The sequence below is a fragment of the Alphaproteobacteria bacterium SS10 genome (assembly GCA_019192455.1).
Lineage (GTDB): Bacteria > Pseudomonadota > Alphaproteobacteria > TMED2 > TMED2 > TMED2.
Genome location: JAHCML010000009.1, coordinates 162,923 through 176,695, shown reverse-complemented (window position 1 = coordinate 176,695; position 13,773 = coordinate 162,923). Strand labels below are relative to the sequence as shown.

Below are 13,773 nucleotides of genomic sequence, written 5' to 3'. Positions count from 1 at the left end.
GGGCCTCACTCAACATTGCCACGACCTCGAACAGCCCAACCATCTAAGCGGAACCCTTAATCCGCCGCAACCGGCGCCGCATTTGCCTTCGCACGGCGTCGCCACATGCGTTCATGCAGCATCTCAACCAGCACCGCCGCAAAGAACCAAAAGCTCGACGCCAGAAGCAGCATCATGCCGAACACCAAGTTCAGGGCATTGGTTTGGTTCTGATAGTCCTTCTTGATCCACCGAACCCCATCATCGGCGATTTCTGCTGCCCAGACATAGGTAGGGTTGGTTGTGACCGCCCCGTTTGAGGAGGCAATCAATCCACGATAATCGGGCGGTGCAAAGCTTAGCCAATCGCCCAGGTCACGGTTGAAGGCCTGATGCGCCGTCTCGGGCGGGCCATCGCCGCACTCATAAAGGGGCAGGGCGCAAACCTCGCCATAGGCCTCATCAGACAGGGTTAGCAGGGCGGACAGCTCCTCGGCCTGTTGTGCCCGATCCGCCTCATCCAGGCCGTTGGCCAGGATGATATGGTAGGTGTAGCTCAACCCACCGATTAGCAGGGCGGCGATGGCTGGGGCCAAAACGTTTAGGCGCGGCCGAAACAGTGAATAGACGATCCCGCCAAGGCCGATGACAATCAGGGTCAGAACAAGAAAAACCTCGTCCTGAAAACCGCCGAGACGCCCACCCATGGACCCCAAGGGTTGTGGCGGCACGAGGGCAATCCAGGCCTGACCAAACACGAAACCGATGGCGAGGCGGATCAGCTGGTGCCAGCGCGGCCGAACCCAGCTGGCAAGGGTATAGGCCAGCATCATGCTGGTCAGCAGGACCCAGTAACCAAGAAGGGTGTCACCCAGTGGGATGATGCCCTGAAAAACCGGCTCAAACCAATTCATCGCGGTTGTTCGAAGGCCTCAAAACTACGGTTAAAATCCTGCGCCTCTGAGCCCTGCAAAAGCTCAGGCGTGGCGGCGCCCATGAAGGTCACGACCATGCTATCGGGGTAAGGCACAACATACATAATCAGATGCGGCCTTGGATCATCCTCCACCAACGATCTCGCCTTGATCTGCGCAGCGCGTGTGCCGAAGGCCCTGAAGGTTTGAATGTCGGTAATATTGAAGGTCTTACCCATCGCCGCCAGGAAGGCCTCGGCATCATCCTCCATCAAAACACCCAGGGGATCGGCGTCTAGGATCTGCATATTGATGGCGAGCTGATTGGTAAACTCAAGCACCCCAAAGACGAGCGAAATCTCATTACCGAAGCTTGCGAAACGCCTGTGGGATGTCGCCCAGAGGCGTCCATCCTTCGAAATCTTCTGATGGCCAAGGGACCGGAGTGGCGCCGGAATAATCGCCTTAAAATGCCCTTGCGGGTCGATCCCCTGATAGCGGGCATTGGGTGGCACCGCCGACTGCGCCTGCTCCTGGGCAAAGCTTTGGGATGCAGGCGCCAGCACGACCAATAAGGCGGCCAGCATGTATCGAGAAACCCAGCGCGGCATGGACCGGTCAATCCTTGGACTTGAGTAACGTTCTAACCCGCAGCTTATGGCACCAAAAGCACCTGGGCAATCCGCGCTTTCGTATCAGCTTGCTATTGTTAACCCATGAGAAATGATCGAAACATTTATGTAATATCCCAACGCTCTAGTGAGCTGTCCGATGGGATAAGGTCGTGCCGATGAGCGATCCAGCAAAGACCCAAAAACAAGCCGCTGGTGAGCCCCAACCGGGCGATGACATCCTCGATGAGATCGAGGCCGCCAGCGAAGACCAAGCGCCCCCAGCCACCCCAGAAGAGGATGGCCATTATCAGAAGGCGCTGGAAGGTTTTGACCCCCATCTTCGTGATGCCCAGGCGGTCAGCCTCCAAGGTGGTGTCCGGGTCCTTCGTGACCTGTTCCCGTTTCAGAAGCCGCTCTTCCGTACAGATGGCAACATCCCGGCGAATATTGGCCGCTACCGCATCGCCAAAGATGATGAGGGCACCGCCGCCCTTCTCTTCGCCTTCGATCCTGATGATCTGAAGGAAACTGACCTATCGAAGGATGTGCCCGCCGGTCGGCTTGAGCGCCTGCATGTGGTCGCCGCCCGTAAGGAAGAGAGCCCGGCACATTGGGCGTTTCCAGAAATCGTGCGCCACCAGCATCAGTTGCAAGAGCGGGCGCTAACGAACTTTACCCTTTATCAGACCAGCACTGATGTCTGGCGCTCTGACCAGGTCGGCTATGCCCTCTATCCCGTTGAGGGAACCAAGAAGGGCGAGGCGCCTAAGTTCAATCTCTGGATGTTCTCAAACACCGAGAATGCCGGCGAGTTCACCGAGATCAGCACCAAGGGTCCAAAGAACCTACTGGAAGCTGGCCTGACCTTTGGCGCCAAGCTTGGCCAGTTTGAGCGGGGCGAGGCGGTCAAGGCGATGCAGTCTGACTTCGCTGAGCGCGTCCGGCGTGAGGCGATGGGCGATGACCCCGTCTCAATCAAGGAGAAGGGCCTGCGCCCAATCTGGCTCGCCAACCGTGCCTGGCAGAAGACCAAGCGCTACTTCCGCGAGAATAAGCCCCACACCATCGCGCTTGATGCCCTGGTCTTCACTCTCGGTGTCATTGACGGGCCGATTGGGTGGGCCAAGGGCCAGGTCAAAGACTTCGTTGGCAAGATCCGTGACAAGGTGGCCGAGACGACGTCACCCCTCGATGTCACTGACAACCTTGCCCAGTACAAGCGCACCGCCCCTGGTTTCGATGCGCTTCTGCGCGATGTGGATCCGGAGGCGATTAAAAAGTTCCGCCTAACCGATGCGGTGGAATCTGAGGCCGTACCAGTGGGCGAGCCGGTGATCGAAGAGATCCATGAGCAGTTCTCCCACAGCCGCCTTCTAGGTGCGATGGTCGGTTCTGACGGCACCATCGCCCGGATCCGCAAAAACGGGATCGTCAGCCTGCGCCATGCCAATGGGGTGAAGGTTGACCACGCGCCCGACGGCCAGACCACCTATGTCCGCTACGACAAAGAAGCGGCGGTTGACGGTGCCCGGCATCTCCGGGCCCGTGAGGTCGCCCTGTTCAGTGGTGATCGGGTGCTGAAGATGACCGGGATTGGAGAGCATGCAGAGGTTGAGCCAATCTCTGGTGGCCAGTTCCTAAGGGAAGTTGAGGCGATCCAGGCGACCCATGACGCCAAGGCCGCGCAGGAAGCTGCCGCCAAGGATCCAACCAAGCGGCCAAGCAAGGGCCCAGTTGCAGAGTTTACCGGCGATCCAAAGCGACCGATCCGCTGGCGCAACCGCACCAAGGTTGCCGCCGAAAAGGCACTGGCCGGCGGGACCGCGCCCGCGCCGGTGGAAGAACCGCACCCCTCGTCGAAAACGGCTGCCGCCGCCGATGCCGCAAACGACAAAGGCCGCGCAACACCAAAGATGCGCGGCGCTTAAGCCAGTGCTGTAAAGCTTGATTTAAGGGTTACTCAGCGGCACCCGGTGGGATCATGCCCATGGCATGGAACCCGGCATCCACATAATGGATCTGGCCCGTGGTACCGGCGGACATATCGCTGAGCAGATAGGTCGCGGTGCCACCGATTTCATCCAAGCTGACCGACCGGCGAAGTGGCGAGGTTTGCTCACTTGTCCGGTAGGTGTGACGCGCATTGGCAATCGCTGAACCTGCCAAGGTCTTCATTGGCCCGGCAGAGATACCGTGCACCCGCAGGCCATCGGGGCCGAGATCAGCAGCCAGGTAACGCACAGACGCTTCCAACGCCGCCTTGGCAACGCCCATGACGTTGTAGTTCGGCATCACCCGCTCAGCGCCGATATAGGACAGGGTAATCAGGCTGCCACCTGGGCGCATCATGGCCGCGGCACGGCGGGCCGTCGCGGTGAAGGAGTAGCAGGAGATCTGCATCGTCATCAGGAAGTTATCGAGGGTAGTATCGACATACCGGCCCTTAAGCTCTTCCTTGTTTGAGAAGGCGACGGCGTGGATGACAAAGTCGATCTCGCCCATCCGCTCTTTCAGCTGATCGAAGGTCTGATCGATTGAGGCCTCATCCATCACATCGCAAGGCAGCAGGATATCGGCGCCGACCGACTGGGCCAGCGGCTCAACCCGGCGCATGAACGCATCACCCTGATAGGTGAACGCCAGCTCAGCGCCCGCCTCATGCAGGCTTTTCGCGATACCCCAAGCGATTGAGCGCTCATTGGCCACACCCATGATTAGGCCACGCTTACCGGCCAGGATCGGCAGGCTAGCAGGGCGGGCGTCATCATTGGTTGGGGTCTTGGTTTCAGGTGCTGCGGACATGGCTTTATTTCGCTGGGTCGGTTTTTATCTGATCGTTTCGGTTCAGCAATAATCGAATGTTTTAGTCGTCAACCGTGGTGAAAATCAGGCTGGCATTGGTCCCACCAAAGCCAAAGCTGTTCGACATCACGGCCTGCAGTGGCACGTCATCCTGGCGCTCTGTGACGATCGGGAAGCCCTCAAAATCGGGGTCCAGGCTCTCCACATTCGCCGACGCGGCGATGAACTGGTTGTTCAGCATCAAGAGGGAGTAGATCGCCTCATGGGCGCCGGCGGCACCCTGGCTGTGGCCGGTGAGGGATTTGGTTGAGGCAATCGCCGGCATGCTGTCGCCGAAGACTTCCTTGATCGCCGCCAACTCACGGCCATCCCCAACTGGGGTCGCGGTGCCATGGGTGTTGATGTAACCAACTGGCTTGTTGGATTGGCTGGCATGACGCGCATGCTCATCGAGGGCCAGCTGCATGCAACGGACAGCACCCTCACCCGAAGGTGCAACCATATCGGCACCATCTGAGGTAGCGCCGAAGCCGGTCAGCTCACCCAGGATTTTGGCGCCCCGGGCTTTTGCCGTTTCATACTCTTCCAGAACGACGACAGCGCCGCCGCCAGCGATCACGAAACCATCGCGATCCTTGTCATAGGGGCGTGAGGCTTTATCGGGTGTGTCGTTAAACTTCGACGACATGGCACCCATGGCATCAAACAGCTGGGACATGGTCCAATGCAGCTCTTCACCGCCACCGGCGAACATGCGGTCCTGCTTGCCCCAGGCAATCATCTCAGCGGCATTACCGATGCAATGGGCGCTGGTCGAGCAGGCCGAGGTGATCGAGTAGTTGATGCCGCGAATACCGTAGGCGGTTGATAGGTTGGCCGAGACGGTGGAGCCCATCACGCGCGGCACGATGAACGGCCCCATCTTCTTGGTGGCGCCATGCTCACGGGTCAGGCCGGTGGCCGCGACCTGATTGCTGGTGGAGGCACCGCCAGAGCCGACAATGATGCCTGTCCGCTCGTTCTTGATCTCGTCTTCGCTTAAGCCCGCCTGCTCGATCGCCTGGCCCATCGCGATATAGGCATAGGCAGCGGCATCGCCCATGAAGCGCAGCAAGCGACGGTCGATATGATCCGCTGGGTTCAGCTTAATCGATCCGTGGATCTGGCTACGGAACCCATACTCGGTATATTCCGGGGCCGCAACGATCCCGGATTTCCCGGCCTTAAGGCTCGCGACAACCTCATCGGCGTCATTGCCGATGGGGGAGACGATACCAAGGCCGGTGACGACGACACGGCGCGGACGCGGCATTGCTGTTGCAGACATACTCTTTTGCCTCTGAGGTGCTTGCCTCAACCGCCATGGGCCGGCGAACTGCCGGTCCAGGCATAGTGATTATCTACCAGAGCCTGGTTCTCTAGGGCTTAGCTGGCGTCGTTATCGAACAGGCCAACCTTCAGGTTGCTGGCCTCATAGATCACTTCATCATCAGCCTTAACCTGGCCATCGGCGATGCCCATGATCAGACGGCCCTTCATCACCCGGCGGAAATCCAGGCGATAGGTGACTTTGGAGATGTTCGGTAGGACCTGGCCGGTGAACTTAACCTCACCAACGCCGAGGGCGCGGCCGGCACCAACGCCACCGGACCAGCCAAGGAAGAAGCCAACCAGCTGCCATAGGGCATCAAGGCCGAGGCACCCAGGCATCACCGGGTCATCCTTGAAGTGGCATTGGAAGAACCAAAGGTCTGGCTTCACATCCAGCTCAGCTTCAAGCTCGCCCTTACCATAGGCGCCGCCTTCACTAGCAACCTTGGTGATGCGATCAAACATCAGCATCGGCGGCAGTGGCAGCTTTGGATACGGGGTTTCGAACAGCGTGCCGTTACCGCAGGCGATCAGATCGTCATAGTCGAAGCTGTTGCGGTGCGCGATGCTGGAGGCAGTCATGGACAGTCATACCATTTAATTCGGGGGGCCGGGGCGGGACACGCCGCAGCAAACCATGGGCGGGTTTTAGGCAATTCGGTTGAGCGGCGCAAACCCCGATTGAAAACCGGACGTATACGGAAAGCTAGGTCGGTGCCCCCGCCGCTGGTCAATCAGGTCAAATTACTGAACCTGTTCACCGTCACGCACACCGTAAAGTGCGCTAATCGGCAGCCAACCAACATGGCCAGCCACATCCAATTCACACCAGGCACCATCGCAGAGGCGAATGACCCCGATCACCCCCGGCTCAACCCGGGCAACCGGCTCTGCTTGGGTATCTGGGGCGGCCTGAAGCATGCGGATTTGATCGGCATCCTGGCCACGGATCATGGCACTGCGCTGGCCTGACAGCATGGAATGATGGACCCAGCCCTCAGTGCCCTCAAAATCACGGACCCGGCGCCAGGTTTCAAACTCGGCCGTCACCTCAATCGGCAGGCCCGCGCGCTGATAAACCCAATCAATTGGATAGCTGAGCCCGGGGCCAGTGCGGATATTCACCTTATCCCGGCGCAGCGAAACAAAGCGCGGCAGGCGCAAACCGGTCTGTGGACCACGCGCAACCTGGGCGGTGGCGATAGCAGTCGCGGCGGCATCCCCATCAGAGATGGCGCCCAGCACCTCGCCACGGCCACCGTTCTGGGCCGAGGCTTCGGGCACAAAGAGGGCCAGCGCACCAACGGTCGCCAGCGCCGCCACAACCCAATTAATCCGGGTAAAACCCATCGTCACTTCCCGTTCCGAACTGTCAAAAACCCGCGAGGCAGGTCTGAAACGCTGCAGGCATGCGCCAATCAATCTGGACAAGCGCGCCCTGCCAGCGCTATGTGCCCCGTCTAGCCTATTTGTGCCAGCGCAGATCGATAAGTCGCCGATCAAGGCGTCAGGATGCTGGCAATGGGCCTCAGAGGCAGATGAAGACTAGCCAAAGACGGGGAGGCAACGCCAGATGGCCGCGGTATCAAATAATGGTCGGACGACCCGGGTTCGGGTCACGCGCCGCCTGCCAGAGGCGGTGGAAACCCGGCTGATGGAGCTGTTTTCCACAACCTTGAATGGCGACGATACCCCGCTGGACGCCGAGGGCCTGAAAGCCGCTGTCGCTGACTGCGATGTGCTGGTTCCCACCGTTACCGACCGAATCGATGCCGAGGTGATTGAGGCAGCAGGCCCCGACCTGAAGCTAATCGCCTCCTTCGGCACCGGGGTTGATCATATCGACCTTAAAGCAGCCCAAGCGAAGGGCATTACCGTTACCAACACACCCGGCGTCCTGACCGAGGATACGGCCGATGTGGCCATGGCCCTGATGCTGGCCGTCGCGCGCCGCATGGGCGAGGGTGAACGCCTGGTCCGCAGCGGCCAGTGGACCGGCTGGGCCCCAACCCAGATGCTGGGCCTGAAACTGGCGGGTAAACGCCTGGGCATTATCGGCATGGGCCGCATCGGCGAGGCGATTGCCACCCGCGCCCGCGCCTTTGGCCTCTCAATCCATTATCACAACCGCCGCCGCGCCCCTGCTGATGTTGAGCAGCGGTTGGAGGCAACGTTCTGGCAGGATCTGGATCAGATGCTGGCCCGGATGGACATCATCTCGGTGAACTGCCCACATACGCCGGCGACCCACCACCTGCTTTCCGACAAGCGGCTATCCCTGCTGCCATCCCATGCCGTGCTGGTGAACACAGCCCGTGGCCCAGTAGTGGATGAAGAGGCGCTGATCCGCGCCCTGCAAACCGGTGAGATCGCCGGTGCTGGCCTCGATGTCTATGAGAATGAGCCGGAAGTGCCGCAAGCCCTGCGTGAGCTTGAGAATGCCGTGGTCCTGCCGCATCTGGGCTCAGCCACCCGGGAGGGCCGCCAGGCCATGGGCGATAAGGTCATCATCAACATCAAGACCTTCACCGATAGCCACCGGCCACCAGACCGCGTACTACCAGGCATCGACGACTAAACCGACCGAACAAGCGGATTACGACAGCGCCAAGGTCACCTCGACGATCTCGGGCTCGTCCGCATTGGCCTTCCGCGTAAAGCCCAGCTCCTCACATAAGGCGAGCATTGGCTTGTTCTCGCGCAGCACCTCACCAAACACCTCGCCGATGCCCCGCTTGCGGGCATAGCTAATGATCTCCCCCATCAGGCGGCGACCCAGCCCCTTGCCCTTCAGGCGTGAGGCGACAATCACCGCATACTCAGCCCGCAACCGGTCAGGATCGGCGGCAATGCGGACGATCCCGGCGATTTTGTTGCTGGGGGCGCCATCATCCCCCTGCTCAAACGCGACGAAGGCCATTTCGCGGTCGTAGTCGATCTGACTTAGCCGGGCGACCGTGTCATGGGTCAGGCGTTTCACCGGGGAGAAGAAGCGCAGACGCAGATCCTCAGGCTCCATATCCGCCACCATGTCATGCATGGCGGGTTCATCCTCGGGCTTAATCGGGCGGAGGAAGTATTGCGCCCCACCGCCATCCTCGATCACCCGTTCCTGCTCCCTTGGATAGGGGCGGATGGCCAGGCGCTTACTGCCGATATCGACGCTTGGCTCTTTAACTCCAATCCGAGCATCAAGGGCCAAGACACCGTTTTCATTGGCAAAAAGCGGGTTGATATCGAGCTCATCAATGGCGGGAAAATCGGTAACGATCTAAGCCACCTTGATCATGGTGAGCGCGATGGCATCCAGATCAGCGGGCGGTCGATCCCGGTAACCGGCCAGCTGGCGATAGACCCGGGTCTCCTTAATCGCTGCCCGGGCCAGGTTCATGTTCAGGGGCGGTAGGGCCAGCGCCTTATCATCGAAGACCTCAACCGCCGTGCCGCCCTGGCCGAACAGGATCACCGGACCAAAATCCTGATCCTCAACCATCCCAATGATCAACTCATGGGCGCCCGGCATCTGGGCCATTTCCTGGACGGTAAAGCCATCGATATCCGCCTCGGGATACTGGGCGCTGACCCGTTCCAGCATAGCGTTCGCGGCCTGCTCAACTTCCTTCGGTGTGGTGAGGTGTAACGCCACCCCGCCCACATCGGATTTATGGGTGATGTCCTTGGACAGGATCTTAATCGCCACCGGCTTGCCAATTCGTTTCGCCTGCGCAACGGCCTCGGCTGTGTCTTTGGCAATGACGGTTTCGACCGTGGGAATACCGTAGGCTTCCAACACCTGCTTCGCCTGATACTCTGTCAGCCAGCGCTGTCCTTCGGCCAGGGCGCCATCAATGATCGACTTGGCATGGGGCAGGTGTGCCGTCACCTCCTCCGGTTGGCTATCCGGCACCTCCATCAAGGTTTCTTGGTTCCGACGGTAGGTGACCAAATGCATGAAGGCCCGCACCGCCTGCTCGGCCGTGTCATAGGTCGCGATACTGTTCTCGGCGAACAGGCTTCTGGCGGGGGCAACCGCTTGCTCACCCAGCCAGCTGGTCAGGATCGGCTTCGACGTTTTACCCGCGGCCGTTACCACGGCCTCGGCCGCATCGCCGCTATCGGCAATGGCAGTGGGGCAATTTATGGTCAGGATGGCATCCACGCCGGGATCACCGATCAGGGCATCCAACGCGGCGGTATAACGACTGCCCGGCGCATCGCCGATGATGTCCACCGGGTTGCCATGGCTCCAGGTTGGTGGCAGGCCCTGGTTCAGCGCCTCAATCGTCTCGGGCTTAAGCTCGGCCAAACGGCCGTCAAGATCGGCGACAGTGTCTGCCGCCATCACCCCTAGACCGCCGCCATTGGTCAGGATGGCAAGACGCTCACCACCCACCTTGAGGCGCATGCCCAAGGTCTCAACCGCATCAAACAACTCGTCCATATCGGCCACGCGATGCATGCCCGCCCGGCGGAACGCGACGTCATAAACCTCATCCGACCCAGCCAGGGCGCCGGTATGGCTGGACGCCGCCTTGGCGCCGGTTGCGGTCCGGCCCGATTTGATAACGATCACCGGCTTGGTCCGCGCGGCGGCCCGGGCGGCGGACATGAACTTCCGTGGCTCGGTTACCGCCTCGATATACAGCATGATTGCGCGGGTCTTGGGATCACGGGCGAGGTAGTCGAGCATATCGCCGAAATCCACATCCGCCATGGCGCCCATGGACGCCATGAGGGAGAAGCCGATGTTACGGCCTCCAGCCCAATCAATCACCGAGGTCAGAACCGCACCGGATTGGGAGAGGAAGGCAATATTCCCATCCGCCGGCGACAGGTGGGAGAAGCTGGCGTTTAGCCCATGGCCAGGCACCAAGATACCCAGACAATTGGGCCCCACAATCCGAACCAGATGCGGTTTCGCCGCCTCTAGCAGGGCCGCCTGTCGCTCTTGCCCAGCCTCGCCGCCTTCGGCGAATCCAGCGGTGATAACCACCACGCCCTTGGTTCCGCGCGCCGCCAATTGATCAACCAAACCGGCAACCGTTGGCGCTGGGGTACAGATCACCGCCAGATCGGGGGTAATCGGCAAATCCTCGACACTTTTGTACGCAAGGATGCCAGCAACACTGTCATATTTGGGATTAACTGGCAGGACCGGCCCGGCAAAGCCACCAGCGGTGAGATTGCGGGCCAGAACCTGGCCGATCGAATTTTCCCGGCGGCTGGCGCCAATCAAGGCGACAGATTTCGGCCGAAACACCGCATCGAGGTTACGGATACTCATGTCAGGCCCTTCGGTTACAGTCCGAGATGGCGGCGCGCGCAGACCGGCGCGCCACAGCGTTGCGCAAGCTGTTTGTACACCAATTATCGCCTTTCTGGTGTTGATCCTGATCAACAGCCAGGCAGTTGCCAATGGCTCAGACCATACCCTACCGGACCCGACCCAAGAAGCGCCCGCGACACACGGCCTGGCCCTGTTCGATGACCCGAAATATGGCCCGGGTTTTCAGCATCTAACCTATGCCAATCCGGCGGCCCCTAAGGGCGGCACTCTGCGGCAGGCGGCAACCGGCGCCTTTGATAACTTGCATCCGTTTCTGATCACCGGTCAGGCAGCGGCCCGGCTTAACCTCACCTATGACACGCTGATGCGCCGGGTCTGGGATGAACCGTTCAGCGTCTATGCCCTGATTGCCGAAAGCGTGGTGCTGTCACCAGATCGGCGGCGGATGGAGTTCCGCCTTAACCCAGCCGCCCGGTTCCATGATGGGCATCCGGTGACGGCAGAGGATGTGCGCTTCTCCCTCGAAGCGTTGCGTACCCATGGGCGACCCAATACCCGCCGTACCTATGGCCTGGTCGATAAGATTGAGACCCCGGATGATCACAGCGTCATCTTCCACCTGGACCCGGCGGCGGAGCGTGAGCTGCCCTTAGTTCTCGCCATGCTTCCGGTGCTGCCTGCCCATTATTGGGCGGATAAGGAGTTTGGCGACACCACGCTGACACCACCCTTGGGTGGCGGTCCTTACCGCATCGCCTCAATCGATCCGGGGCGGCAAATCATCTATCAGCGGGTTGATGATTATTGGGGTGCGGATCTCCCGGTTAATCGGGGGCATTACAATTTTGACCGGGTGCAGATCGAATACTTCCGCGACAATGACGTGGCACTCGAGGCGTTCAAGGCCGGGGAAACCGACTTCCGACGGGAGGGTGACCCAACCGCCTGGGCCACCCGCTATGACGTCCCGGGTTCGGCCGGGCAGGCACTGAACCTGGAAGAGCTGGCGCATCAACGGCCAGATTGGGCCCGCGCCCTGATCATGAACACAAGACGTACGCCACTTGATGATCTACGCGTACGCCAGGCATTAGACCTAGCCTTTGATTTTGAGTGGCTAAACCGGGCGGTGTTCCGGGGCGCCTATAAACGGATTGAGAGCTACTTCCCCAATAGCGAGCTGGCAGCGACGGGTACGCCCACAGCTGGGGAAGCAACACTGCTTGAGCCATTTGCCGATACCTTACCGGCGGCGGTGTTCAACGATGCATATTCGGCGCCCCAAACGGATGGGTCGGGCATGGCCGGAAGGCGCGGTAATCTGCGCCACGCGATTGCCCTACTGCGTGAGGCCGGCTGGCAGCTTAAAGGCGGCAAGCTGGTGGATGCGGATGGCGAGCAGATGCAGCTTGAGATCTTAATCCAGACCGGCGCTGAAGAGGGGATCGTTCTGGAGTGGACGCGTACGCTTGCCCGGCTTGGCATCAAGGCGGGCATTCGAAGTGTGGACGCCACCCAGTTTCGGCAGCGCCTCAATGCCTTTGATTATGACGTGGTGCTTTATCGCTGGATCAATACCCTGTCACCCGGGTTAGAGCAGCGGCTCTATTGGGGCAGTGAGTTTGCCGATCAGCAGGGCTCAAGAAATTATGCGGGCGTACGCTCAGAGGCTGTGGATGCCCTGGCCGCCGGGATCGCCAATGCCGAGAGCCGGGAAGACCTGATAACCCATGCCCATGCGTTGGATCGGGTGCTGACCCATAATCACTATGCGGTACTGCTTTATCACCTGGGCCATGACCTAGTGGCCTATTGGGATCCGGTGCAAAGACCAGAGAACACGCCGCTCTATGGCCTGGTTATCGAGGCATGGTGGGCGGATCAGGTGACCCAATAGGGTTTTGGCCCAAAACGATCGACCAGGAAATCGATCATCGCCCGCACCTTAGGCGGCATCAGGCGGGCCGAGGGCGCCACCGCCCAAATCGCTGATTTCGTTACCGGTTGATCCCCAACCAGCACCGGAACAAGGGCGCCGGTTGCCAGGCTGCGATAGACATTCCATCGCGACTTTAAGGTGATGCCGAGGCCAGCCTCCGCCGCCAGCCTGGCGGCCTCCCCATCATTGACGCGTAGCCGGGGTCTGATCTTGAACGCGGCACCGCTGGCGAATTGCCAGTGATCAGCCTGCCCGGTGACAATGCAGTCATGGGCCGCCAGTTCCTGCGCCGTCTGCGGCATACCGCGATTAGCAATATAGGCCGGTGAGGCGACCAATATCCGATCATCGGGCGCCAACTGCCGTGCGATCATCGTGCTATCGCTTAACTCCGCATTGCGAATGGCCAGATCATAGGCCCCCTCCACCATATCCTCCATATCGTCAGAGAGCTGCAGATCCAGCGAGATGGCCGGGTGCCGAACCATGAAGGCTGGAAGGGCGGGCATGATATGCATCCGGGCAAAAGAGGCCGAGGCCGCCATCCGTAATACCCCACGTACGGCCGAAGCCCCCTGGGCACCGGGCGCCACGCCAGCGGCGGCCACCACCCCCTCCTCTAGCAACTCCACCGCTGATTGAGCGTAGGGCATAAAGGCCTGACCATCGGCGGTGAGAGATAGGGCCCGGGTGGTTCGATTGAACAGACGAACGCCTACGGTTTCTTCCAACCCACGCAATCTGGCACTCGCCGTTGCTGGCGACAGGCCAAGGTCACGGGCGGCCGGGCTGAGGCCACCGCGCTGGGCAATGCGGATGAAGAGCCGGAGGGAAAGCGTGTCCATTATCAAAAATATCCGAATATAG

The 13,773-nt window shown here is 60.3% G+C and carries 10 protein-coding genes and 1 pseudogene; 3 read left to right on the top strand and 8 right to left on the bottom strand.

The features are described 5' to 3' along the window. Window positions 1–56: 56 nt before the first annotated feature. A complete protein-coding gene (locus KI792_14335) occupies window positions 57–893 on the bottom strand; it encodes a hypothetical protein (GenBank protein ID MBV6634201.1) in 837 nt (278 codons plus the stop codon). Further along, window positions 890–1,504 (bottom strand): hypothetical protein, encoded by a 615-nt coding sequence (locus KI792_14330; GenBank protein MBV6634200.1) that lies wholly within the window; start codon window positions 1,502–1,504, stop codon window positions 890–892. Before KI792_14330 ends, KI792_14335 begins: the two co-directional genes overlap by 4 nt. 179 nt (window positions 1,505–1,683) lie before the next feature. Here KI792_14330 and KI792_14325 point away from each other — a divergent pair, with 179 nt between their 5' ends. After that, window positions 1,684–3,435 (top strand): hypothetical protein, encoded by a 1,752-nt coding sequence (locus tag KI792_14325; protein MBV6634199.1) that lies wholly within the window; start codon window positions 1,684–1,686, stop codon window positions 3,433–3,435. A gap of 28 nt (window positions 3,436–3,463) precedes the next feature. Here the strand turns inward: KI792_14325 and KI792_14320 are convergent, their stop codons facing one another. The 4 genes from KI792_14320 to KI792_14305 form a co-directional block, all read right to left on the bottom strand. Continuing rightward, the gene (locus KI792_14320; protein ID MBV6634198.1) at window positions 3,464–4,309 is read right to left on the bottom strand and encodes an enoyl-ACP reductase; all 846 of its coding nucleotides are present in this window, start codon (window positions 4,307–4,309) and stop codon (window positions 3,464–3,466) included. 61 nt (window positions 4,310–4,370) lie between these two features. Further along, entirely contained in the window at window positions 4,371–5,621 is a 1,251-nt protein-coding gene (fabB, locus tag KI792_14315) for a beta-ketoacyl-ACP synthase I (GenBank protein ID MBV6634197.1), read from the bottom strand. A 113-nt stretch (window positions 5,622–5,734) separates the two neighbouring features. Further along, window positions 5,735–6,262 carry a bifunctional 3-hydroxydecanoyl-ACP dehydratase/trans-2-decenoyl-ACP isomerase gene (fabA, locus tag KI792_14310; protein MBV6634196.1) on the bottom strand — a complete coding sequence of 176 codons (528 nt, stop codon included), beginning with the start codon at window positions 6,260–6,262 and terminating at the stop codon, window positions 5,735–5,737. A gap of 162 nt (window positions 6,263–6,424) precedes the next feature. After that, window positions 6,425–7,030: a hypothetical protein gene (locus KI792_14305; GenBank protein ID MBV6634195.1), complete on the bottom strand. Its 606-nt coding sequence runs from the start codon at window positions 7,028–7,030 to the stop codon at window positions 6,425–6,427. Between the two features lie 223 nt (window positions 7,031–7,253). Here KI792_14305 and KI792_14300 point away from each other — a divergent pair, with 223 nt between their 5' ends. Beyond that, on the top strand, window positions 7,254–8,258 hold the full coding sequence (locus KI792_14300; protein ID MBV6634194.1) for a D-glycerate dehydrogenase: 1,005 nt from the start codon (window positions 7,254–7,256) through the stop codon (window positions 8,256–8,258). 18 nt (window positions 8,259–8,276) lie between these two features. On the opposite strand, the pseudogene KI792_14295 reads toward KI792_14300, so the two are convergent. Continuing rightward, window positions 8,277–10,964, bottom strand: a pseudogene (locus KI792_14295) (bifunctional acetate--CoA ligase family protein/GNAT family N-acetyltransferase). On the opposite strand from KI792_14295, the gene KI792_14290 reads away from it, so the two are divergent. Then, window positions 10,963–12,864 carry an ABC transporter substrate-binding protein gene (locus KI792_14290; protein ID MBV6634193.1) on the top strand — a complete coding sequence of 634 codons (1,902 nt, stop codon included), beginning with the start codon at window positions 10,963–10,965 and terminating at the stop codon, window positions 12,862–12,864. The pseudogene KI792_14295 and the gene KI792_14290 overlap by 2 nt on opposite strands. Here the strand turns inward: KI792_14290 and KI792_14285 are convergent. Continuing rightward, the gene (locus tag KI792_14285; GenBank protein ID MBV6634192.1) at window positions 12,849–13,751 is read right to left on the bottom strand and encodes a LysR family transcriptional regulator; all 903 of its coding nucleotides are present in this window, start codon (window positions 13,749–13,751) and stop codon (window positions 12,849–12,851) included. The genes KI792_14290 and KI792_14285 overlap by 16 nt on opposite strands. Between the last annotated feature and the right edge of the window lie 22 nt (window positions 13,752–13,773).